This window comes from Streptomyces sp. NRRL S-646, from assembly GCF_000720765.1.
Taxonomy (GTDB): domain Bacteria; phylum Actinomycetota; class Actinomycetes; order Streptomycetales; family Streptomycetaceae; genus Streptomyces.
Window position 1 is genome coordinate 120,929 of record NZ_JODC01000002.1, and the last position, 22,644, is coordinate 143,572.

Genomic DNA, 22,644 nt, shown 5'->3' on the forward strand with positions numbered 1-22,644 from the left:
ACTGCGCGCCTACGGCGCCTCCCGCCCCCCGAACGCCTCCGCGTCCCACGTCCCCTCCAGCCGCGGCGCCAGCCAACCCGACGCCGCCGTACGGAAGTCGGCGGGCGCCAGCGAGGCCGCTCCGGCGGGCAGCGCGCCCAGTAGCGGTGCGCCGGCCACCTCCGGCAGGTCCGCCACGTTGCAACGGGAGGCGAGGTCGGGGGAACCGGGCCAGCTGCCGATCACGATCCCGGCCAGGTCGAGCCGCCGGGACCGGAGTTCACGCGCCGTCAGCTCCGTCGTGTTCAACGTGCCCAGGCCGGCCGACGCCACCACCAGCACCGGCGCCTTCAACAGCTCTGCCGCGTCCGCCAGCGTCCCGCCCTCCGGGTCGAAGCGGACGAGCAGCCCGCCCGCTCCCTCCACCAGCACCAGGTCGTGCTCGGCGGCCAGCTTGGCGGCGGCCTCGGCGACGTCCCGCGGGCGCACCGGGGGCATCCCGGCCCGCCGGGCCGCCGTCCCCGGCGCCAACGGCTCGGGAAAACGGGCGAGTTCGGCCGTCGTCACGGCACCCGCGAGCCGGGCGACCTCGGCGGCGTCCCCGGGCTCGTCCGGCCCTACGCCCGTCTGCGCGGCCTTCAGCACGGCCACCGACCGGCCCGCCGCGAGGGCGCAGGCGGCGACCGCGGCGGTCGTGACCGTCTTGCCGACCTCCGTGCCGGTGCCCGTGATCACCAGGATCGTCATGCTCAGCTTCCTCCAGCCGCCGCGCACACCGCGCGCGCGATCCGTGCCACGTCGGCGTCCCCGGTGACGTACGGCGGCATCGTGTAGATCAGGTCGCGGAACGGCCGCAGCCACACGCCCTCGCGTACGGCCGCATCCGTCGCCGCCTTCATGTCGACGGCGTGGTCCAACTGCACGACTCCGATGGCGCCGAGGACCCGCACGTCCTGCACGCCCGGGAGCTCGAGAGCCGGCGCCAGACCCTCCCGCAGCCCCGTCTCGATCCGCTTGACCTCACCGAGCCAGTCCTGGCCGAGCAGCAGCTCGATCGAGGCGCAGGCGACGGACGCGGCCAGGGGGTTGCCCATGAACGTGGGACCGTGGGCCAGGACCGGCACCTCGCCCTGCGAGATCCCGTCGGCCACCCGGGAGGTGCACAGGGTTGCCGCCAGCGTCATATAGCCGCCGGTCAGGGCCTTGCCCACGCACATCACGTCCGGCGTCACAGCGGCATGGTCGGCGGCGAACAGGGCGCCCGTACGGCCGAACCCGGTCGCGATCTCGTCGAACACCAGCAGGACGTCATGCGCGTCGCACGCCTCGCGCAGCACCCGCAGATACGCAGGGGAGTGGAAGCGCATCCCGCCCGCTCCCTGCACCACCGGCTCGACGATCACCGCGGCCAGTTCGTCGGCGTGCCGCTCGATCGCCGAGTGCAACTGCTCCGCGTACGACTCCTCGTACTCGGCCGGGGGCGCGTCCACGAACACCTGGCGCGGCAGTACCCCGCTCCACAGTTCGTGCATCCCGCCCTCGGGGTCGCACACCGACATGGGCTGCCAGGTGTCGCCGTGATAGCCGCCGCGCCAGGTCAGCAGCCGCTGCTTGCCGCCCCGGCCCAGTGAACGCCAGTACTGCAGGCACATCTTGGCCGCGACCTCGACCGACACCGAACCGGAGTCGGCGAGGAAGACATGTTCCAGACCCTCGGGTGACATGTCGACAAGGTGCTTGGCGAGCCGGACGGCGGGCTCGTGGGTGAGCCCGCCGAACATCACATGGCTCATCCGGCCGAGCTGCTCGCGCGCGGCCTCGTTGAGCACCGGATGGTTGTAGCCGTGGATGGCCGACCACCAGGACGACATGCCGTCGACCAGCTCGCCCGAGCCGTCCGCCAGCCGCAGCCGCACCCCGCTCGCCGACTCGACGACGAGCGGGTCGACGCGGCCGGGCATGGGCCCGTACGGATGCCAGACATGCCGCCGGTCGAGCTCCAGCAGCTCGGAGACGGGCAGGTCAGGCATTGGGCGCGAGATCCGTTCCGACACCGCGGTGGCGCATGGCGACCAGGTCGGTGCGGGGCTCGGCCGAGGCCGCCGGGGCAGCCGTACCGCAGACACCGCCGTCCTCGTGCGACCCGCAGCCGGCGCCCTCGTGGGAACTGCAGCCTGCAGCAGCGTGCGACCCGCAGCCGCCACCGGACGTCGCGCGGTGCTCCGGGAGCGTCACCTCGCCGGCGCCCTCCACCTCGAAGCCGGCGTCCGCGATCATCTCCAGGTCGGCCTTGCCGGCCTGGCCCTCGCTGGTGAGGTAGTCGCCGAGGAAGATCGAGTTCGCCAGGTTCAGCGCCAGGGGCTGGATGGTGCGCAGGTGGACCTCGCGGCCGCCGGCGATGCGCACCTCGACGTCCGGACAAACGAACCGCACCATCGCCAGGATCCGCAGGCAGCGCTGCGGGGTGAGGTGCCACTCCTTGGCGAGCGGGGTGCCCTCCATCGGGATCAGGAAGTTGACCGGCACCGAGTCCGGGTCCAGCTCGCGCAGCGAGAAGACCACGTCCACCAGGTCCTCATCGGTCTCGCCCATGCCCGCGATCAGACCGGAGCAGGCGGACAGACCGGCCGCGTGCGCCTTGGTCACGGTGTCCACCCGGTCGGCGTACGTGTGCGTGGTCGTGATGTCCCCGTACGTCGCCTCGGACGTGTTCAGGTTGTGGTTGTAGGCGTCCGCACCCGCCTCGCGCAGCCGCTCCGCCTGGCCGTCGGAGAGCAGACCGAGACAGGCGCACACCTCGACGCCCTCGTTCTGCTCCTTGATCGCCTTGATGGTGCCGGCGACCCGGTCCACGTCCCGGTCGGTCGGCCCACGCCCGGACGCCACCAGGCACACCCGCTTGGCGCCACCCGCCAGACCGGCCGCCGCGGCCTGCGAGGCCTCGTCCGGCTTGATCCAGGTGTACTTCAGGATGTCGGCCTTGGAGCCGAGCCGCTGGGAGCAGTACGAGCAGTCCTCCGGACACAGTCCGGACTTCAAGTTGACGAGGTAGTTGAGTTTCACCCGTCGGCCGAACCAGTGCCGGCGCACCTTTCCGGCCGCGGCCACCACATCGAGCACGTCGTCGTCGGAAGTGGCGAGGACGGCCAGAGCTTCCTCGCGGGTCGGCAGCTCGCGCCGAAGCCCCTTGTCCACCAGCGTGTTCAGCAGGTCCATGAGAGCCGATCCTGTCCTACGGAAGCGCTCCCGGCCAAGGAGAGAATGAACAACAGGCGCACTTCGTCGTGTGTGTATTGCCACACCATGGGGTGCGGCCCCTCCGGCTAGTGTCTGTTCACTGCCTACAAAAGCCCCGGAGGAGCCATGGCGTTCGGCTGGATCGACGAACAGGCGCAGCTGCGCCGCCGCGCCGGACTCGTAAGGACCCTGCGCCCGCGCCCGGCCGACTCCCCGCTGCTGGACCTCGCGAGCAACGACTACCTGGGGCTGGCCCACCATCCGGCCGTCGCCGAGGGCGCGGCGGTGGCCGCGCGGACCTGGGGCGGCGGCTCGACCGGTTCGCGGCTCGTCACGGGCACGACGGAGCTCCACACCGAGCTGGAGCGCGAGCTGGCCGAGTTCTGCGCGTTCGAGGCAGCACTCGTCTTCTCCTCCGGCTACGCGGCCAACCTCGCGGCGGTCACCGCGCTGGCCCCGCACGGCTCGCTGATCGTCTCCGACGCGGGCAACCACGCCTCCCTGATCGACGGCTGCCGGCTGGCCCGCGGCACCACGCAGGTCGTGCCGCACTCCGATCCGGAGGCGGTGCGCAAGGCGCTGCAGACACACGAGGACAGCGCGGCCACCGCGGTCGTCGTCTCCGACACGGTCTTCTCGGTCGACGGCGACGCCGCGCCGCTGGCCGAACTGGCCGCCGCCTGCCGGGAGCACGGCGCGGGCCTGCTGGTCGACGACGCGCACGGGCTCGGCGTCCTCGGTGACGGCGGCCGCGGCGCCCCGTACGCGGCGGGCCTCGCGGGCGCCGACGACGTCGTCGTGACCGCCACGCTGTCCAAGTCGTTCGGCAGCCAGGGCGGCGTCGTCCTCGGCCCCGCCCGGGTCATCGACCACCTCGTCAACGCGGCCCGCACCTTCATCTTCGACACGGGTCTCGCCCCCGCCGCGGCGGGCGCGGCCCTGGCGGCGCTGCGACTGCTGCGCCGCGAGCCGGACCGTGCGGCACGCGCGCGTGCGGTCGCCGCCGAACTGCACGCACGCCTGACCGCCGCGGGTCACGAGGCGGTACGCCCGGACGCCGCGGTCGTCTCCGTGCGCGCGCCGTCCCCGGAGGGGGCCGTGCAGTGGGCGGCCGACTGCCGAACGGCAGGCCTCGCCGTGGGCTGCTTCCGTCCTCCTTCCGTGCCCGACGGCATCTCAAGGCTGAGGCTGACCGCACGCGCGGACCTCTCCGAGGCACAGATCGAACGCGCTGTACGGGTGATCGGCGAGACGCGACCATGAGTCGGCGTGACACGGCCGTGTGCCGCTCGATGCGGAACTGACTCGATGCGGAACTGATCGGAACTGACCAGGGCCGAGCGGGACTGATCAGGACTTGTATGCGGCCGTGAAGTCCGTCCAGCTCTCGGGGGAGAGGAGCAGGGCGGGCCCGGCCGGGTCCTTGGAGTCGCGCACGGCGAGCAGCCCGGCCCAGGGGCCGGAGCGCGGCCGTGCCGTCTCGACGCAGTTGTTCGCGCCCGTGCTGTAGCTGCTGCGCAACCACTGCACGTCGGGCAGATCGGTACTGGAAGGTACGTTCCGAGGCAGTGCTGACATGGTGCCTCCTTACGCGCCGTCACCTATCCCGGCGATGTAGTCCAACGAGTCCTCGGGCGAAAGGGCGTGGAACTGAAGGGCGTTGAAGGCCTCGGTGTAGGCCCGGAGGTCTTCTTTCCGTTCGAGGTAGAGGCTACTCGTCAAGTGGTCGAGAACAACCACGTCGAGATCAGAAGTGCTCGAAAATGAGAAGATTACGAAAGGTCCGGTGACGCCGACATGTGCTCCGGCAGCGAACGGCAGTACCTGAAGCCGCACTTGAGGCAGCTGTGCCGCCTCCAGGAGCCGCTCGAGCTGCTGCTCCATGACGTCGGGGCCGCCGATCTCCCGGCGCAGCACCGCCTCGTCCAGTACCGCACTCAGCTCCAGCGGCGGATCCGAACGCAGCACGTCCTGCCTGGCCAGCCGTACCTCGACCAGGGCGTCGAGCCGCTCGTCGTCCAGCCCGCCGACCGCTGCCCGGGTCACCTCACGTGCGTATGCGGGCGTCTGCAGAAGGCCGGGTACGACCGACGTCTCCAGCGTGCTCATCGCGCTCGCCTGGGACTCCAGACTGATGAAATCGCGGTAGGTCGGCGGCAGTACCCCGCGATAGGCGTGCCACCAGTGATGCCGGCCGCCTCCCTCGTCCGAGCCCGCCAACACCAGCAGCAACTCACGGAGTTGGGCGTCTGCCACGGCGTAGGCGTCCAGGAGTAACCGCACATCGGCCGGTTTCACCCCGCTGGCACCGGTCTCGATCCGGCTCACCTTCGACTGGTGCCAGCCCACGAGCCGGGCGGCCTCACCACTGGTGAGCCCCGCGCTCGTGCGCAACGCACGCAGTTCGGCGCCCAGCTTCCGGCGGCGCACCGCGGGACCGTGTTGCATGCGCTTCTCCTTACTCCTTCCGTGCCACCCAAATACGGTCTCCCGTCGCAGAGTTCACCGCTTTGAGCGACAGATATATGCATATCTTGGTGGATCGCCACCCGTGACGGGCGCGGTAATGGCAGTCTGGCGACGAAGCACCAGTCCGGGACCGTACTCGAACCATCCGCTCCGTGTCGGACTCCGGTCCCGTGGGAAAGGGACGACCGCGCCATGGCAGACCATTTGGAAGCATCCGTCACTCTGCCGAGCGATCCCGCCTCGGTCTCCGCGGCCCGCGGCTTCGTGGTCAGCACGCTGGCGGAGTGGGGGCTGCCGGCGGACACGGAAGCCGCCGAGACCATCCGCCTCATCGTCTCCGAACTCGCCACCAACGCCGTACAGCACACCTTCGGTCAGTCACCCACCTTCACGGTGGACATCGAACTCCACCGTGACGAGCAACTCCGCATCGGTGTCACCGACAGCCATCCGCGCTTCCCGAAGCGCCTGCCCGCAGCCGTGCAGCAGGACAACGGCCGCGGCATGGTGATCATCCGCTGGCTCGCTGCCGAGTGCGGTGGCCGAATGCATGTCCGCCCCACCCGCGAGGGTGGCAAGACGGTCACCATCGAACTTCCCTGGACGGTGCCGGTCCAGCCGGTGACGGCGGCGGGGCAACAGGAGCCGTAGCCGCTCAACCGTGCCGCGTCCGGCCCAACGTGCCGCGCAACAGCGCCCGCGCTGGGGGACAATGTGCCGTCGATCGTCTGCGGCACCATCATGGCTCGTCGCGCCCGCGCGGCGGAGCCGTTGATGTCGCAGCCCCGCGTCCCTCTGGGGCGCTCTGGAGCCGCGTAAGGCCCCGCGGGGGCGACGGCGTGTCAGGTTGCCGTCGCCCCCGCGGGAGAGTCAGCTGACCCGGCCGTACCAGACGCTTCTGGTCCAGATCTTCTGCAGCTTCACGACGTCCCCGGTCTTCGGGGCGTGCCAGATCTTCCCCTTCCCTGCGTAGATGCCCACGTGGTAGACGTTGGAGCCCGAGTGGAAGAACACAAGGTCTCCGGCCTTCCGGCTCTTCGCGGAGATGTGCCGGGTCTTGTTGTACTGCTGGGCCGCCGTACGGGGCAGCGTCTTGCCCGCCTTCTTGAACGAGTACAGCGTGAGCCCTGAGCAGTCGAACCGGCGCGGTCCGGCGGCGCCCCACTTGTACGGGGAACCCTTTTTTGAAGCCGCGATTTGGAGCGCCTTCGTCGCCGACGTGGCTGCCGCGGCGTCGGAGGCGACACCCGGGACCACGATGGAGCCGCCCACTGCGGCGATGGTGAGAGCCGAGGCCGTACCGGCCCGGACCATCAGCGACGGGACACGATTGAGCGCAGTCATGCGCAACCCTTCGTCAGCCGCCTGTGAAGGATGACCTGTCGGATTCGGGCTGGCGAAGTTGCCCGGCCGCTGCTGCGGCTTCACCCCAAGGGCTGCTCGACCCGGCCATGGCTTGACCGTTCCGGTGACCCGTCGTGCTTGGGTCCTCCACTCCTGCCGATCCACTCCTGTCGACCGGTCATCCGGGCGGCGGCAGGACTCGGCGTCCACCCGGATCGCCCCGCCGCTGCGGCGGGGGCTTGTCGTCAGACAGGGATCTTCACCCATACAAGTCCGAAAATCCCAATGGAACCGGGGGTTTGTGTCGTTACTCACCACTCACCCGTTCGGGTGGACACCCCTGTGTTCGAGGGAGCGTTGAGGCCCCCGAGGAGGCTCGGACCAGCACCGGAGCATCACATTCCGCCCTCGGGGCAGGCGCGTTGCGCAACCCTGACGGTCGCGAAAAAGGAGCCGCGACTACGCCAAAAGGGGGTACCTCATTTGGTCCGTTTGAACTCCGGTCCGGACGCTCCGCCGACAGGGCGCAAGGCCCGGACCGGTCGTACCTGCGTCAATTGCCGGACTGCGGCGGCACCGTGACCCGGGCCGTGCGCCGCTCCCCGTCCAGCACCCGCAGGGCACGCCCCAGCGTCGGGGCGTGCAGTTCGGTCTCGCCCCGCTGGTGCATCAGCGCCAGGGCGTCGCGCAGCTCGGCCGCCTTGCTCACCAGCGCCTGCGCGGCCCGCAGCCCGCGATAGGTGTCGCCGTGCTGCGCCGGGTTGATGCGGCCGAGCAGGTCGACCACGTCGAGGTAACGGTCGATCAACTCGCCCTCGGCGCGGGTGAGGGCGGGCAGTGGCGGAAGTTCGGGTGGGAGCACCGGCCGCTCACCGCCCGGTGGGCGGGGCGAGGGTGGCCTTGCGGCTGGGGATGATCCGGTCCACCAGGCCGTATTCCACTGCCTCTTGGGCGTTCAGGATCTTGTCCCGTTCGATGTCCGCGCCGACTTGCTCCGGGCTGCGTCCCGTGTGCCGCACGAGCATCTCCTCCAGCCGGGCCCGCATCCGGCCCAACTCCTCGGCCTGGATGGCCAGATCGCTGGTCTGTCCCTCGATGGGCTCGGCCAGGAGCGGCTGATGGATCACCATGCGCGCGCCCGGCAGTGCGAACCGCTTGCCCGGCGTGCCCGCTGCGAGCAGCACCGCGGCGGACGAGCCGGCCTGCCCCAGGCAGATCGTCTCCACGTCGCATCCGACGTACTGCATCGTGTCGTAGATCGCCGACATGGCGGTGAACGAGCCGCCGGGGGAGTTGATGTAGAGCGAGATGTCCTGGTCCGGTGCCTGGTACTCGAGGTGCATGAACTGGGCCATCACGTCGTTCGCCGAGGTGTCGTCGATCGGCGTCCCGAGAAAGACGATCCGCTCCTCCAGCAGCTTGGAGTACGGATCCATCGTCTTGGTACCGGAGCTGGTGCGTTCGGTGAACTCGGGCAGGACGTAACGGGCGGACGGTCGGATCATCGGTACCCCTCCTTCTGCTTCTGTAAAAAATGTACAGGACGTACACGACGTTATGATGGGACCGGATTCTAGTGATCAAGTCAAATGCCCAGGTCAGAGGGGCTTTATTGCTCTCGCGTCTCACATTCCTGTCACCGTTTGACGGCTCTTTGGCGGGAGCGTGGGTGCCGTTGCATTCGGCAACTAGTGCTTGGTTCCTCAGACGGCGTACACATACTGCTGGCCCCAGCCGGCGAGTCGGCGGGGCAGGCCTGCCCCAGATTCAGGGATTGGCCACGGGCGTTGAGTTGGTCGGTCGCGAGGGTTGTGGCCTGGTCGATGTCGTCGCGGTCGGCGAATGACCGGCCGGCGAGGGCGGTATTGCGGAAGATGCGCCATCAGCCTTCCTGCAGGTTGAGCCAGCAGGCGCCGACGGGGATGAAGGCATGATGGATGCGGGGATGGTCCTCCAGTCACGTTCGGGTGGACAGGCTGCTGTGGGAGGACAGGTTGTCGGTGACGATCCAGATTTCGCCGGTCGGGTTGGCTTCCTCAACCAACTGGAGAAATCGCTGGTAGAAGGCGCTGTTACGGGAGGTGGCGGTCATCGTGATCGCTTGACCGTCGCGGACGCGTAAGGCGCCGTAGACCCAGGTTTTCTCCGGCCCGCCGGAGTAGTCGATCTCGTTCTTGATGCGGTGCCCGTCCGGCGACCAGCCCGGTGCCGGTGGGAAAGCGCGGGGGATCACCGGGCCGAGTTCGTCGGCGCAGACCACGGTCGCGCCGGCGGGCGTGCTGGTGTAGAGCTCGACGATCCGCGTCCTTTTCCCTCGAAGTCCGGATCCTTCGAGCGTGTCCAGGATCGCGTGCGTCGCCAGCGGACCCCTTCCGCGAGCAGAATCCGGCGTACCTGGGAGCGGCTGACCTCGATGCCCAGGTCCCGGGTCGCGGTGACCAGCGTGTCCAGGGGCCACTCCGAGGGCCCTGACTCGTCCGCGGCCCACATCTCGTTCGACGGCTGCACCTCGAGCCGGCCGGGCGGGGTCTGCTTGACCAGGCCGACGATCCTCGAGCGTTCGGCTTCGGTGACCCTTCGCTTGCGGCCCTGCCCGCCCAGATCCTCCAGGCCCTCCAGCCCCAAGAGGTTGAAGCGGTGCAGCCAGCGACGCACCGTCTTCTGACTGCACCTCAGCTCGTCGGCGATCTCCGGGACCAGCCACTCGTCCCAGCTCAGCTCCACCATCCGGCACCGCACCACATCCTTCGGCGCCTTTCTGGCCGACGCCAGGCGGTGGACCACCGCTTGCTCGCCCCCGTCACGGCCCGGCCGCGCCCTCAGCACCATGACCCAGCACCCGCCCCCGAGTACCCGCAACCGCCCCGCTACCAGCAGCTATACCCATCGAAAGCGGAATACAGCACTGATATGTGGGGCCGGTCTGTCAAGGGGCAGTCTTCAGCGACGCCCGGGATGGGGGTCTGGGCGCCGCTTGTGTGCATGGGGACGGTCGGTGCCCGGTGGCGCGCGTGTCGGTCTCGACGCGTGGTCCATGCTGATATGCGCGGGTTGGTTACCGCAGGACGGGCTGTTCGGCGGGAGCGTTTCCGTGGGTCTAGAGATCGAGCGTGGCGGCTGTCACCGCTGCTCATAGTGCTGCCGCGGGTCGCTCCTCTCGCTGACAGTGCCGCTTGCTACGAACACGGACCGCACCCACCTGATGGCCCTGCACCGGGCCAAGTCACCAGGGCGCGCACTGCGGTCCCTCCGCCACGAACTCAATCGGCTCCTGCCAATCGACGTTCTGACGACCCACTACCCCGACCCATCGGGCCAGATCCTGCTCAACGTCGCACTCACCCGCGCGCTGCACTCCGTGGTCTGCCAGGCCGCAACAACCCGTGAACAGAAGCCTGCACACTTCCTCGCCCAAACCGTCGTAGAAGCCGTTGAACTTGACGAGCAGGCCCGCAACCAGCATTTGATCGTGCAGCTCCAGGACCTCCTCGTCCAACACATCCCGGAAGTCGTACTCGCCTGCGCGGCACGCGTGTTGCTCGACCACGAGCGCCCACTGTCCAGGGCCTCGCGTGCCGCGGACGACCTCCGGTGAAGCGACGCACACACCGCCCCCTGCCCCTTCTCCACCGCGGAGCTCTTGTTGCACACGCCGACCGACGAACAGGCCCATGCTGTCGACACTTTCCGGGGCGGCCACCACATGGTGCTCCAAGCCGGCGCCGGCACCGGCAAGACCAGCACGCTGGGTCTACTTGCAGCGACTACCCGACGCCGAGGCCGCTATCTCGCCTTCAACAAGGACATGGCCGACGACGCCTCCACCCGGTTCCCGCGCTCCGTACTGTGCCGGACCGCTCACGCCACCGCCTTCGCAGCCGTCGGTCACCGGTTGGCCCATCGGCTCAGCAGCCCGCGCCAGCCCGCCTGGCGGATCGGGCAGGCCCTGGGGCTCAGAGCGCCCGTCCGTATCGGTGATCACGAGATCAGCCACCGGACCTTGTTGTGACCGAGAACTCTAGTTGGCGAATCATGGGTTTGGATGCTCACTGTGAGTGACGGGGGTGAGCCGATTCCGCGTCGGCGATGCCGAGCGCCTGGTGAACTCGATCCCGTAGGCGCGGGACATTCGGGGTTGGAAACGCCGATCTGGCATCCCGTAAGGCGCTCTACGAGTTCGTCCGCTTGGTCGCGGAGCGGACGGCGCCCGCCGAGGAGGGGGATGTTCCTGCCGGTACCCCGTTCTGGCAGCTGCGGGAGGCGCTCAGGTCGGATGGCCTGGATCTTGTCGCGGAGTACGAGACCACCGAGGAGATGTGGGGCAGGTCCAGGTCGCGGCTGCTTGGTGCGCGTCTCCTGCCTCTCCACGGGCCCCGCGCGCCGCTGAGTGACGAGATCACAGCGCTGGAGCACGAATTCGACCGGCTCGGGTTGACCGTCGCCAGGAACTGCTACCGCCAGGCCGTGGACAATTTGGTGGAGCAGCGTTTTGAGGCGGCGAACGGCCAGTTGAGAGCGATGTTCGAGGCTGTCGCCGTGAAGGCCTCGACCGTCAGCCTGGCCCCGGGCACGCAATCCTGCTACCCACTGGGCTCGCCTCGGCAGGGCGGTGTGCCTCGGAATCAGCCGTTGTCCGTGCCGGTCCAGCTGTGCTGGCCCTGGAGCAAGACGCTGCTGGGTGTCACGCCGAATGCCTGCTGTACTGAAGTGGCCCATGTTGCTGAAGCCCCAGCGGAAGGCAACGTCGGTGACCGTCGTGCCGCCATGCGCACGTGAGAGGTCCCGGTAGCAGGCCTTCAGGCGACGCTCCCGGATCCAGCGACCCACTGTTGCGCCCGTACCGGCATGAGCGAGATGCAGCGTGCGAACGGAGATGTCGAACGCCTCGGCGATGGAGGAAGCGCAAAGGTCCGGATCATCCAGGTGATCCTCGATGTACCGGCGGGTCCGTATGACCAGCGCCTCGCGGGCGCTGCTGGAAACAGGCTGCTCCGGAGCGGGGACGAGGGCCGTTTCGAGGGTGTCGAAGAAGGTCTGGGAGGCAATGGCCAGATCCGTGTCGGACAGGTGGTCGAACTCGCGCGTGATGGCCTGTAGCTGAGCGGCAGCGATCGAGGCGAGCCCTGACCCTGGCCGCACGGAAACGACACCGTCGGCGCGGGAGGCACTTCCGGCAATCGCCTGGGGCAGCCGCTCGCGGGGCAGGAGCAGGTATAGCTCACGGTGGTCCCCCACGGCCTCGAAGTCGTGCGCCAGTTCACTGTCCCAAACCAGCAGGTCGCCGGGACCGAGTTCGACCTCGCTGCCGCCGACGTACCGGCACATCAGCCGTCCGGAGAGGGTCACGAGGACGCCCACGAGCGGGCCCTCGCTCGTGGCTGCCTGTCGGCCGGTGATTCGGCCGCAGCGGAGTTCTCCGACGGTCAGCTGGTCCAGCCTCCGGTACCGCACTGACACGCCGACGGGTTCGGGCTCTGAGAACGACAGTGCCCAGCCCAGGTGCAGCTGGGACATCTTGCTGCTCCAGGCGTCCGGGACGTGATCTTGTGGGGACCCGTGGGTTGACCAGGTCAGGGCTGCTGTCATGCGCCATCGCCTTCGTCGGCGGATGAATCGAGTGAAACCCGTTCCGCCGGGTCGTGACAAGCGCCCGTGCCGTCTGTCGGACCAGCCGTCGGGCGCGGGATGCACGAATGCGGAACCCGGAGTGCGCTCTCACGGAAGCACGGTGGCCGGATGTTGCCCAGAGTTTGCCGCAACGTAAAAAGCGTAGAGCCGCGGCGCCAGCGCCTCGACTCATCACGGAAGGGAAGCAGCCGTGAGCGATCGCCGACCGGTTGTCATCTATGGAGCCAGCGGCTACACCGGCCGCCTGGTGGCCGAATACCTGCGCGAGTACAGCATTCCGTTCGTGGCAGCCGGCCGGAACAAGGCCAGGCTGCAGGAGATCATGAACGCCGTCCCGGGCATCGAGACGGCCGACTACGAGATCGCCGAGGTCGACGGCTCCGTCGAGTCCCTGGCCGCGCTCTTCGAAGGCAGGAAGGTCGTCTGCAACACGGTCGGTCCCTTCCTGCGGCACGCGCCCGCAGTACTCGAGGCCGCGCTGCGCGCGGGCTGTCACTATCTCGACACCGCCGGTGAGCAGTCCCACCAGCTCGCGGTCCTGGACGAGTGGGGCCCGAAGTACGCAGCAGCCGGACTTGCCGTGTCCACCGCCGTCTCCATGCAGTACGCGGTTCCCGACATCGTCGCCCGCATCGTCCTGGAGACCCCCGGCATCGACACGCTTGAGATCGGCCAGTACACCCGGAACATCCCGACGGTCGGATCGACGCAGTCGATGTTCGACGTGATCCGCAAGGACGCCTACTACCTGGAGGACAACGTCCTCAAGAAGTACGACGGCATCGTCCAGCAGGACATGGTCGTGCCCGGCACCACCCTGGTGGTCCCCGGCCTGAACTGGGGCGGCACCGCCATGCCGGTGTTCTTCCGGGACGACCGCCGCGTACGCAACTGCCGCATGTTCGTGGCGATGCAGAACGAGAAGGGTGACATCCCCCAGCGGGTACGCGAAGCGGAGCGCATGTTCAAGGTCCTCTTCCAGTGGCTGCCCGAGGAGAAGCTCTACCCGGCGCTCGACAAGGTGGCTGCCACCATGACGCCGGATACACCGGCCCGTGAGAACCGGCAGGTGAATCGTTCGGTCGACTGGTGCACGGGCCGCGGCAACAACGTCACGGCACGGGCGGTCATCCACGGCACGTCCGGATACCAGATCACCGGCCTGGTCCAGGCCTACGCCGCGATGCGGCTGCTGGGCAACACCTTCAACGGGGTCGGGTTCCGCTCGCCCGCGCAGCTGGTGGGACACCGTGAGCTCATGGGGGCTCTGGAGGCGTACGGGCTGGCGCGTGTGACCGAGGAGAGCGCGGCGTGACCAGCAGCTCACAGGTGTGGGTCGCCGGGGTCGGCATGACCCGGTTCGGGGTCCGGCCGGAGGCCTCGGTCAAGGACCTGACCCGGGAAGCGGTGACCGAGGCGCTGGCCGACGCCGGTGCCGAGCTCGGCGCCGTGCAGGCCGCGTACTTCGGCAACACCTGCCAGGACGTGCTCGAGGGGCAGGTCGTGGTCGCCGGCCAGATGGCGCTGCGCTCGATGGGCTTCGAGCGCATCCCGGTGGTCAATGTCGAGAACGCGTGCGCCACCGGCGCCACCGCGCTGCACCAGGCGATCATGCATGTGCGCTCCGGCGCGGCCGATGTCGTGCTCGCGGTCGGCGCCGAGAAGCTGAGCATCGGCGACAAGCGCAAGGCACTCGGGGTGTTCGACGGCGGCATGGACGTCTCGGACCCCGAGGGCGTGCGCGCCCTACTGACCGAACTCGGCGGCGAGCTTCCCGACGACGGCAAGCCGCGCAGCGTGTTCATGGACTACTACGCGGCACTCGCCCAGGCGCACATGGACGCCTTCGGCACGACCCAGAAGCAGCTCGCGGTCATCTCCGAGAAGAACCACGCGCACGCGGTGCACAACCCGCTCGCGCACTTCCGCGAGGAGATGTCGGCGGCGGACATCCTCGCGGCCCGGCCCGTCGTGGGGCCGCTCACGGTTCCGATGTGTGCGCCGCTCACCGACGGCGCGGCGGCGGCCATCGTCTGCAACGCCGCAGGCCTGCGACGGCTGGGCGCTCAGCACCCGATCCGGGTACTGGCCGCGGTGCTGGGCACCGGAACGGTGCGCTCGCTGTCGGCCTGGGACCGCTCGGCCACCCGGCTCGCCGCCCTGCAGGCCTACGAGGAGGCAGGCGTGGGGCCGGAGGACGTCTCGGTGGCAGAGGTCCACGATGCGTCGGCGTTCGGTGAACTCCTGCAGACCGAGCTGGTGGGGTTCTGCGAGATCGGTTCGGGCGGTGAGTTCGCGGAGTCCGGCGCCAGCCGGCTCGGCGGCCGCCTTCCCGTCAACCCGTCCGGAGGGCTGGAGTCCAAGGGCCACCCCATGGGCGCCTCCGGCCTCGCGCAGATCTACGAGCTCGTCCACCAGCTCCGCGGTACCTGCGGAGCCCGCCAGGTCCCCGACGCCCGCATCGCCCTCGCGGAGAACGGCGGCGGCCTGTACGCCGGCGAGGAAGCCGCCGCCGCGATCACCATCCTCAGCCCCTGACCGTCCGCCTGCACCAACCGAGGAGTCAGCGATGACCTATCAGACACTCAACGTCCGGCGTGACGGCCGGATCCTCTACGTCGACTTCAACCATCCGCCGGTCAACCTGATGACCTTCCAGATGGCCGGGGAACTTTTCGACCTCGGCGGGTCACTCGTCACCGACCGGGAGACGGCGGTGGTGGTCTTCGGCAGCGCCAACCCGGAGTTCTTCATCGCCCACTTCGACCTGGGCGACATCCTGCGGATGGACAGCGACCCGTCGGTTCCGCAGAGCCGCTACGACGACATCAACGCCCTGCAGGCCCTGACGACCATGTGGCAGAACCTGCCCCAGGTGACCATCAGCGTGGTCGACGGGATCTGCCGCGGCGCCGGACTGGAGTTCCTGCTCGCGACGGACCTGCGGTTCGCCACGCCGGAGAGCCGGTTCGCCCTGCCCGAGACGAGCGGCGGCATCCTCCCCGCCGGCGGCGGTACGACACGACTGGCGATGCAGATCGGCCCGGCCCGCGCCCGCGAGGTGATCCTTTCGGCCCGTGACTTCACCGGTGAGGAGGCCGCGGCCTACGGCATCGTCAGCCGCGCGCTCCCGCGCGAGGAGTTGGACGCCTACACCGACACCCTGGCGCGCAACATCGCCAAGCGCCCGGCGAGCACGGTCGCCGCGGTGAACGAGGTGTTCAAGAACGTCTACGGCGCCCTGGTCGACGCCCAGTTCGCCGGCTTCGCCGCGGAGAACACCGCGCTGCGGAACCTGCTCGAGGTTCCCGGCACCAAGGAGGCCCTGCAGCTGATGACCGGCCTGCAGGACCTGGAGCACGAACGGGACCTGCCCGCGGCGATCGCCGCCGCGCAGTAGCGCCAGCCGCCCACAGGAACGCGAAGAGGACGACACAGTCATGACACAGCAAGGCAAGGGCGCGGCATCGGTACGGCCCGGGCTGCCGTTCGTGGAACAGAGCGGTTTCGAGATCCTCGGCGAGGAGGAGCGCGCCGTCCAGCAGGCGATGCACAAGTTCGCGCGCGAGGTGATGCGCCCGGCGGGTATCGCCATCGACAAGCTGAGCGCCGATGAAGTGATCGCACAGGGCTCTCCGTACTGGGAGTTCATGGCGACGGCCGCGGCGTCGGGAATCGAGTTCGACGCGGCCTCGGACGACGTGCCGCCGCAGGAGCTGGCCAAGCTCCAGGCGATCGTCGTCGAGGAGTTCGGCTGGGGTGACGCGGGCCTCGCGGTCTCGCTGGCGGGCGCCGCCTTCCCGAACATGATGGCCAAGCGAGCCGGCAACCAGGAACTGGTCGAGCTGACGGCGGGCAAGATCGGCGCCTGGGTCGCCACCCAGCCGGACCGCGGTTCGGACGGCACGATGCTCTACCCCGCCGAGCGCCACGCCCTCGCCCCGCAGGGCAACAAGGGCAACCTGACCGCGAAAATCAGCGGCGGCGACATCGTGATCAACGGGCAGAGCTCCGCCTGGGTCTCCAACGGCCCGGTCGCCCAGGTCGCGATCCTGTCCATCGTCGCCGACTACGGCGATGGGTACTTCGACGGCGAGGGCCACCCGCACGGCGTCGAGGTCGTCGTTCCCCTCGACCTGCCCGGGGTGACCCACGGCAAGCCGTTGGAGAAGCTGGGCAAGCGGGCCCTGCCCCAGGGTGAGCTGTTCTTCGACGACGTCAAGGTCCCCGCGCGGTACGCCGTTTCACTCGGCGACGACTACTGGCACGGCCACGCCTCCACCTGGTCCACGGCAGGTGTGGCGATGGGCGAGCTCATGACGGGGCTGGCCCGGGCGGCCCTCGAGTACGCGCTGGAGTACGTCCACGAGCGCCGCCAGGGCGGCGCGCTGCTGGCCGAGCACCAGATGGTGCAGAGCCGTCTCGGCGCCATGGCCCGCAAGGTGGAGACGATGCGCGCACTGGCCCGGCGGGCCGCCGAGTACACCGCGCTGTCGCCGGCCAAGCACCCCTACTACACCGGCGGAACCAAGGTCACCTGCACCGACCTCGCGTTCGAGGTGGCCGATGAGGCCCTGCAGTTGTTCGGTGGCAACGGACTGACCCGCGAGTACCCGATGGAGAAGCTCTTCCGCGACGCCCGGGCGGCCCGTATCGAGGACGGCGAGAACCATCTGCTCAACATGAAGTTCGGCTACCTGAACACGCAGCTGTACAAGGGCGGACGGATCGGGTCCTGACCGCACCAGGCGGGTACCGCCGGCTTCGTCGGTTCCCGCCATCCGGGCCCGGACGGTCCTCGCCATGCCAGGACCGTCCGTTCCCGTGCGCCCCGGCGGGCACTTGGCCGCGGCGCGTCACGGCACGCCGCACCCTACGGCGCGGGCCGCGACAGTCCCACAGACCAGTACGACCGACCGATCCCCGCATCTCGGGGTCGACTCCACAGATAAGGAACCACCAGCATGGCTGTGACCGACTTCTTCGACCGCGGCTGGCGCGCCTACCCGGACCGGGTGGCCTTCATCTCGGGGGAGCAGACGTTCACCTACACCGAGATCGGTGAGCTTTCGTGCCGCGTGGGGAACGCCTTGCTCGCACGTGGCATCGAGCCCGAGACCAAGGGCGCGGTTCTCGCCGCCAACGATCCCCTCGCGTGGGCCTGTGTTCTTGGCATGTGGCGGGCGGGGATGGCCTGGGTCCCGGTCAACCCCGCATACCCCAAGGAGGAGATCCAGCGGATGCTGGACACCTTCGACTGCGAGGTGCTGTTCTGCCACGAGCAGTTCCTGCCGGTCGTGGAGCAGCTCCGCCCAGAACTGAAGCAACTGAAGACCGTGATCGCGCTGAGCGGGGACGCGCAAGCCCTGTCGGCGGCGGACGCGGTTCTGCTCGAGTCGTTCACCGAGGGAGCGTCCAGCGAGCTTCCCGACTACATCCCGGATGCGGACGTGGTGGCCGGGATCATGCCGACCGGCGGGACCACCGGGGCGCCGAAGGGTGCGATGAACACGCACCGGAGCCTTACCGTCAGCGCACTGCACCACATGTTCGCCGCGCCGTACTCCTCGGACGAGCCGATCGTGAACCTGGTCGCCGCGCCGATGACCCACGCCGCGGGCACCCTCACGCTGCCGGTCACGGCCCGCGGCGGCACGATCGTGGTGATGCACCGCCCCGACCCGCTCGAACTGCTCGACCTCCTGGAGAAGCACCGCGTCACGGAGCTGTACCTGCCGCCCACCGTCATCTACCGGATACTGGAGATACCGGGCATCGAGCAGCGGGACTTCTCCTCGCTGAAGTACTTCACCTACGGTGCGGCCCCCATGTCCACCGAGAAGCTGCGTCGCGCGATCGACGTCTTCGGCCCGGTGATGTTCCAGGGGTACGGTCAGGCGGAGGCCCCCACCGCGATCGCCTTCCTGCGCCCCGAGGAGCACTTCCGCAACGGTGAGATCGCCGACGACGCCAGGCTGTCGGCGACGGGGCGGCCCGCACCGCTGGTGCGCGTCGAGATCCTCGACGACAACGGCACCATCCTGCCCACCGGGGAGACCGGCGAAATCTGCGTGCGCGGCGACTTGCTGATGAAGGGGTACTGCAACGCCCCGGAGAAGACCGCGGAGACCATCGTCGACGGGTGGCTGCACACCGGCGACGTCGGCTACCTCGACCACGAAGGCTTCCTGCACATCACCGACCGCAAGAAGGACATGATCATCTCGGGTGGCTTCAATGTCTACCCGAGCGAGGTGGAGCAGGTCATCTGGACGCATCCGGCAGTGCAGGACTGCGCCGTGATCGGCACCCCGCACGCAGACTGGGGCGAGGCGGTCACCGCCGTGGTCGAACTGAACGACGCTGCGCAGCTGACGGAGGAGGAGCTGGTGGCCTTCTGCCGGCCGAAGCTCGGCGGCATCAAGACACCGAAGAAGATCGTGTTCGTCGACGCCCTACCCCGCAGCGCCAACGGGAAGGTGCTCAAGAAGGACATCCGCGAGCCCTTCTGGCGCGGGCACGACCGGAGGATCTGACCGGCCATGGCGGACCCGACAGGCAAGGATCAACGGATGGCCCGACCTGTGGCGGTGATCACGGGCGCGGCCAGTGGAATCGGCCTCGCTGTGACGCGGCGGTTGGCGCGCACGCACCGGGTCGCGCTGCTGGACATCGACGGTGACGCGGTTCGGCAGGCCGCCAGGGATCTGGGAGGTACGGCTCTCGCGCTTCGGTGCGACATCACCGACCCGGAGTCGGTCGAGGCCGCCGTGCGAGCCGTGGTCGAGGAGTTCGGGGCCATCGATGTCGCCGTGTCCAATGCGGGTATCGGTCCGGTGGGCACGGCACGGCACCTCGATCCGTCGGTGCTCGCCACGGTGCTCGACGTCAACGTGACCGGCAACTGGCGGTTCATCCGGGAATGCCTGCCCCACCTCATCGCCAGCCGAGGGTACGTACTCGGAGTGGCCTCGGCCGCATCGATCTTCGCCCCGCCCGGCGAGGGCATGTACGCGGCGAGCAAGGCGGGACTGGAGGCTCTGCTGGACGTGTTCCGGGTCGAGGTGGCTCACCTCGGCGTCGGCGTAGGCGTCGCCTACCCGATGTTCATCGACACGCCGATGGTGCGCGACGCCGACCACGAGCACGCGGACTTCGCCCGGACGCGGGCGCGGCTGCCCGGGGCTGCCGGCAAGACCTTCCCGGTGTCGCTGGCCGCCGACCGCATCGTGCGGGGCATCCAGCGAAGGCAGCGCCGGGTGTTCATCCCGGGTTCACTGCGTCTGCAATACCTGCTGCGCGGCTTCCTTTCCGCTTTGCTGGACCGGAAACTGCAGCCGATCGCCGTGGAGGTGGATCAGCTCACCGAACAGAAGGTTGCCGGCAGAGGTGCTGTCGCGGGCGGCTGGAGCGAGGCCGTGCTGAGATCACAGAAGTCTCAGCCGGGAGGAGACTGAACGGACCTGAACTCATGGAATGGACTGTTCGGCCCAGATGGTCTTGCCTGTGAGGGTGTTGCGGGTGCCCCATCGTCGCGTGAGCTCGGCGACAAGGAAAAGGCCGCGACCGCCCTCGTCGAAGACGCGTGCGCGGCGCAGGTGGGGGCTGGTGTTGCCGGCGTCGGAGACCTCGCAGATCAGGGTCTGTTCCGTGATGAGGCGAAGCCAGATCGGCTCCGTGGCATACCGGATCGCGTTGGTGACCAATTCGCTCCGCACTGATCCGCCGGCACGAGGCGGGCCGAGCGCGGCTGCCCGGTCATGACGTCGCCGCGGACTCTCGTCGCGGCGACGTTGCGTTGTCCTGCGCCTGCTGGCTGTGGTCGTCGTCACGCGGCTCACCGCTGCCACCCGGCCGGTACCGCCCCTGTGCCGTGGTCCGAGGCGCGGGTGGGACACGGAGGCCGGAACGTGGGACCTGCCGGAACACCGAGACGGCTTGGGGTCAGAGCGCCGCCCCCAGTTCCGTGCCCTGGCGGATCGCCCGCTTGGCGTCGAGTTCCGCGGCGAGGTCCGCGCCACCGATGAGGTGGGCCGACAGCCCGTCCTCGCGCAGTTCTTCGTAGAGGTTTCGGTTGGGTTCCTGGCCCGTGCACAGGACAACCGTGTCGACCGGGATCACTCGCTCCTCGCCGTCGACCGTGACGTGCAGACCCTCATCGTCGATGCGTCGGTACGTCACTCCCGAGACCATGGTGACGCCTCGTTGCTTCAGCTCTGCCCGGTGAATCCACCCGGTGGTCGCGCCCAGACCGGCGCCGACCTTGCTGGTCTTGCGCTGGAGGAGGTGAACGGTACGCGGCACCGTGGGCCGCTCAGGGCGGCACAGTCCGCCACGCGTGCGGTATTCGGTGTCGACGCCCCAGTGCCGGAAGTAGACGTCCGGACGGCGGCTGGCCTCGTCGCCCGGGTCGGTCAGGTAGAGCGCGGTGTCGAACCCGATACCGCCCGCCCCGAGGACCGCCACCCGCTCGCCCACCTGCACCCGGTCGCGCAGCACGTCCAGGTAGCTGACGACATTCGGGCGATCCCGGCCCGGGATGTCGGGAGTGCGGGGGGCGACGCCCGTCGCGACGACGACCTCGTCGTAGGCGCCCTCTGCCAGCACCTCAGCGGTGACCTTCGTGCCGAGGCGGACGTCCACACCGTGCTCCTCGAGCTGGACGCGGAAGTAGCGGAGGGTCTCGTCGAACTCGTCCTTGCCCGGGACCTGCCGGGCGATGTTGAGCTGGCCGCCGATCTTGTCGTCGGCGTCGAACAACGTGACGTCGTGGCCGCGTTGGGCGGCCGTCACCGACACCGCCAGCCCGGCCGGACCTGCCCCGACCACGGCCAGGCGCTTGCGGCGGCGCGTCGGAGACAGCACCAGCTCCGTCTCGTAGCCGGCACGCGGGTTGACCAGACAGGAGATCGTCTTCTCGCTGAAGCCGTGGTCCAGGCACGCCTGGTTGCAGCCGATGCACGTGTTGATCGTGTCCGGGCGTCCGGCGCGTGCCTTGGCGACGAAGTCCGGGTCGGCGAGGAACGGACGGGCCATCGAGACCATGTCCGCTCTGCCTTCCGCCAGCAGTTCCTCCGCGACCTCTGGGGTGTTGATGCGGTTGCTGGTCACCAGGGGGACGGAAACGACTCCCTTCAGGCGCTGAGTGATCCATGAGAACGCGCCGCGCGGCACTGAGGTCGCGATGGTGGGGACGCGTGCCTCGTGCCAGCCGATCCCTGTGTTGATGATCGTGGCGCCGGCCGCCTCCACCGCCTTGGCGAGCGTGACCACCTCGTCCAGGGTGCTGCCGTCCGGGACGAGGTCGAGCATGGACAGGCGGTAGATGAGGATGAAGTCGGGGCCGACCCGTTCGCGCACGCGACGGACGATCTCCAGAGGGAACCGGACTCGGTTCTCGTAGGTGCCACCCCAGCGGTCGGTGCGGTGGTTGGTGGCCGGGGCGATGAACTCGTTGATCAGGTAGCCCTCGGACCCCATGATTTCGACGCCGTCGTAGCCGGCTGTCCTGGCGAGCGCGGCCGCACGGACGAACGCCTCGATCGTCTCCTCGATCTCGTCATCGGTCAGCACATGCGGCACGTATCTGCTGATCGGCGCCTGGAGTGCGCTGGGGGCGACCAGATCGGGGTGGTAGGCGTACCGGCCGGTGTGCAGGATCTGCATCGCGATCCGGCCTCCCTCGCGGTGCACCGCCTCGGTGACGAGCGCGTGCTGCTCGGCCTCCGCCTCGGTGGTGAGCATGGCGCTTCTGGGGAAGGCCCGACCTCGGCCATCCGGGGCGATCCCGCCCGTGACGATGAGCCCGACGCCCCCGCGGGCTCGCTCGGCGTAGAAGGCGGCCATTCGCTCGAAGCCTCGCTCGGCCTCTTCCAGGCTCAGATGCATCGAGCCCATCAGGACACGGTTCGGCAGGGTCGTGAACCCAAGATCGAGGGGGCTCAGCAGGTGAGGGTAGGGGGACATCGCAAGGGCTCCTGCTTCTGA

General features: G+C 69.1%; 21 protein-coding genes, 2 pseudogenes and 1 riboswitch. Of the genes and pseudogenes, 9 read left to right on the forward strand and 14 right to left on the reverse strand.

Features of this window, described 5'->3' with window-relative positions; genetic code table 11:
• Nucleotides 1-9 precede the first annotated feature (9 nt).
• The 3 genes from bioD to bioB are packed head-to-tail and all read right to left on the reverse strand — an operon-like array spanning nucleotide 10 to nucleotide 3,195.
• Entirely contained in the window at nucleotides 10-726 is a 717-nt protein-coding gene (gene bioD / locus IH68_RS0103150; RefSeq protein WP_030927924.1) for a dethiobiotin synthase, read from the reverse strand.
• A 2-nt stretch (nucleotides 727-728) separates the two neighbouring features.
• Nucleotides 729-2,009, reverse strand: coding sequence for an adenosylmethionine--8-amino-7-oxononanoate transaminase (locus IH68_RS0103155; RefSeq protein WP_030927927.1), 1,281 nt, complete (start codon nucleotides 2,007-2,009; stop codon nucleotides 729-731).
• A complete protein-coding gene (bioB, locus tag IH68_RS0103160; protein WP_030927930.1) occupies nucleotides 2,002-3,195 on the reverse strand; it encodes a biotin synthase BioB in 1,194 nt (397 codons plus the stop codon). The genes IH68_RS0103155 and bioB overlap by 8 nt, the downstream gene beginning before the upstream one ends.
• A 147-nt stretch (nucleotides 3,196-3,342) precedes the next feature.
• On the opposite strand from bioB, the gene IH68_RS0103165 reads away from it, so the two are divergent.
• Entirely contained in the window at nucleotides 3,343-4,479 is a 1,137-nt protein-coding gene (locus IH68_RS0103165; RefSeq protein WP_030927933.1) for an 8-amino-7-oxononanoate synthase, read from the forward strand.
• 87 nt (nucleotides 4,480-4,566) lie between these two features.
• On the opposite strand, the gene IH68_RS0103170 is transcribed toward IH68_RS0103165, so the two are convergent.
• Together IH68_RS0103170 and IH68_RS0103175 are read right to left on the reverse strand one after the other, a co-directional pair.
• The gene (locus tag IH68_RS0103170) at nucleotides 4,567-4,794 is read right to left on the reverse strand and encodes a DUF397 domain-containing protein (RefSeq protein ID WP_030927936.1); all 228 of its coding nucleotides are present in this window, start codon (nucleotides 4,792-4,794) and stop codon (nucleotides 4,567-4,569) included.
• A 9-nt stretch (nucleotides 4,795-4,803) separates the two neighbouring features.
• The gene (locus IH68_RS0103175) at nucleotides 4,804-5,664 is read right to left on the reverse strand and encodes a helix-turn-helix domain-containing protein (RefSeq protein WP_030927939.1); all 861 of its coding nucleotides are present in this window, start codon (nucleotides 5,662-5,664) and stop codon (nucleotides 4,804-4,806) included.
• 213 nt (nucleotides 5,665-5,877) lie between these two features.
• On the opposite strand from IH68_RS0103175, the gene IH68_RS0103180 reads away from it, so the two are divergent.
• Nucleotides 5,878-6,336 carry an ATP-binding protein gene (locus IH68_RS0103180; RefSeq protein ID WP_030927942.1) on the forward strand — a complete coding sequence of 153 codons (459 nt, stop codon included), beginning with the start codon at nucleotides 5,878-5,880 and terminating at the stop codon, nucleotides 6,334-6,336.
• Between the two features lie 219 nt (nucleotides 6,337-6,555).
• Here the strand turns inward: IH68_RS0103180 and IH68_RS0103185 are convergent, their stop codons facing one another.
• The 6 genes from IH68_RS0103185 to IH68_RS56235 all read right to left on the reverse strand — a co-directional run bounded on the left by IH68_RS0103185 (nucleotide 6,556) and on the right by IH68_RS56235 (nucleotide 10,576).
• Nucleotides 6,556-7,029 carry a C40 family peptidase gene (locus IH68_RS0103185; protein ID WP_030927945.1) on the reverse strand — a complete coding sequence of 158 codons (474 nt, stop codon included), beginning with the start codon at nucleotides 7,027-7,029 and terminating at the stop codon, nucleotides 6,556-6,558.
• 3 nt (nucleotides 7,030-7,032) lie between these two features.
• A riboswitch (cyclic di-AMP (ydaO/yuaA leader) is annotated at nucleotides 7,033-7,244 on the reverse strand.
• A gap of 338 nt (nucleotides 7,245-7,582) precedes the next feature.
• Nucleotides 7,583-7,891 carry a hypothetical protein gene (locus tag IH68_RS0103190; RefSeq protein ID WP_030927948.1) on the reverse strand — a complete coding sequence of 103 codons (309 nt, stop codon included), beginning with the start codon at nucleotides 7,889-7,891 and terminating at the stop codon, nucleotides 7,583-7,585.
• A gap of 7 nt (nucleotides 7,892-7,898) precedes the next feature.
• Nucleotides 7,899-8,534, reverse strand: a complete 636-nt coding sequence (locus tag IH68_RS0103195) for an ATP-dependent Clp protease proteolytic subunit (protein ID WP_030927951.1) — start codon at nucleotides 8,532-8,534, stop codon at nucleotides 7,899-7,901.
• 452 nt (nucleotides 8,535-8,986) lie between these two features.
• The gene (locus IH68_RS57725) at nucleotides 8,987-9,289 is read right to left on the reverse strand and encodes a transposase (protein ID WP_234341169.1); all 303 of its coding nucleotides are present in this window, start codon (nucleotides 9,287-9,289) and stop codon (nucleotides 8,987-8,989) included.
• A complete protein-coding gene (locus IH68_RS0103205) occupies nucleotides 9,259-9,858 on the reverse strand; it encodes a helix-turn-helix domain-containing protein (RefSeq protein WP_030927954.1) in 600 nt (199 codons plus the stop codon). The genes IH68_RS57725 and IH68_RS0103205 overlap by 31 nt, the downstream gene beginning before the upstream one ends.
• Before the next feature lie 394 nt (nucleotides 9,859-10,252).
• Entirely contained in the window at nucleotides 10,253-10,576 is a 324-nt protein-coding gene (locus IH68_RS56235; RefSeq protein WP_030927957.1) for a hypothetical protein, read from the reverse strand.
• Between the two features lie 96 nt (nucleotides 10,577-10,672).
• Here IH68_RS56235 and IH68_RS0103215 point away from each other — a divergent pair.
• A pseudogene (locus tag IH68_RS0103215) lies at nucleotides 10,673-11,032 on the forward strand (DNA helicase); the annotation flags it as partial.
• Here IH68_RS0103215 and IH68_RS59680 read toward each other — a convergent pair.
• Entirely contained in the window at nucleotides 11,008-12,615 is a 1,608-nt protein-coding gene (locus tag IH68_RS59680) for a helix-turn-helix domain-containing protein (protein ID WP_420718968.1), read from the reverse strand. The pseudogene IH68_RS0103215 and the gene IH68_RS59680 overlap by 25 nt on opposite strands.
• A gap of 232 nt (nucleotides 12,616-12,847) precedes the next feature.
• On the opposite strand from IH68_RS59680, the gene IH68_RS0103235 reads away from it, so the two are divergent.
• From IH68_RS0103235 to IH68_RS0103260, 6 genes are all read left to right on the forward strand, one after another.
• On the forward strand, nucleotides 12,848-13,972 hold the full coding sequence (locus IH68_RS0103235; RefSeq protein ID WP_030927971.1) for a saccharopine dehydrogenase family protein: 1,125 nt from the start codon (nucleotides 12,848-12,850) through the stop codon (nucleotides 13,970-13,972).
• Nucleotides 13,969-15,195 (forward strand): thiolase family protein, encoded by a 1,227-nt coding sequence (locus tag IH68_RS0103240; RefSeq protein ID WP_030927974.1) that lies wholly within the window; start codon nucleotides 13,969-13,971, stop codon nucleotides 15,193-15,195. The genes IH68_RS0103235 and IH68_RS0103240 overlap by 4 nt, the downstream gene beginning before the upstream one ends.
• A 31-nt stretch (nucleotides 15,196-15,226) precedes the next feature.
• On the forward strand, nucleotides 15,227-16,057 hold the full coding sequence (locus IH68_RS0103245) for an enoyl-CoA hydratase/isomerase family protein (protein WP_030927976.1): 831 nt from the start codon (nucleotides 15,227-15,229) through the stop codon (nucleotides 16,055-16,057).
• A 40-nt stretch (nucleotides 16,058-16,097) separates the two neighbouring features.
• A complete protein-coding gene (locus IH68_RS0103250; protein WP_030927978.1) occupies nucleotides 16,098-17,396 on the forward strand; it encodes an acyl-CoA dehydrogenase family protein in 1,299 nt (432 codons plus the stop codon).
• A 225-nt stretch (nucleotides 17,397-17,621) separates the two neighbouring features.
• On the forward strand, nucleotides 17,622-19,193 hold the full coding sequence (locus IH68_RS0103255) for an AMP-binding protein (protein WP_030927980.1): 1,572 nt from the start codon (nucleotides 17,622-17,624) through the stop codon (nucleotides 19,191-19,193).
• A 36-nt stretch (nucleotides 19,194-19,229) separates the two neighbouring features.
• Nucleotides 19,230-20,114, forward strand: a complete 885-nt coding sequence (locus IH68_RS0103260) for an SDR family NAD(P)-dependent oxidoreductase (RefSeq protein ID WP_051833122.1) — start codon at nucleotides 19,230-19,232, stop codon at nucleotides 20,112-20,114.
• A 12-nt stretch (nucleotides 20,115-20,126) separates the two neighbouring features.
• On the opposite strand, the pseudogene IH68_RS0103265 reads toward IH68_RS0103260, so the two are convergent.
• A pseudogene (locus tag IH68_RS0103265) lies at nucleotides 20,127-20,375 on the reverse strand (ATP-binding protein); the annotation flags it as partial.
• Nucleotides 20,376-20,601: 226 nt separating this feature from the next.
• Nucleotides 20,602-22,623, reverse strand: coding sequence for an NADPH-dependent 2,4-dienoyl-CoA reductase (locus tag IH68_RS0103270; RefSeq protein WP_030927986.1), 2,022 nt, complete (start codon nucleotides 22,621-22,623; stop codon nucleotides 20,602-20,604).
• Between the last annotated feature and the right edge of the window lie 21 nt (nucleotides 22,624-22,644).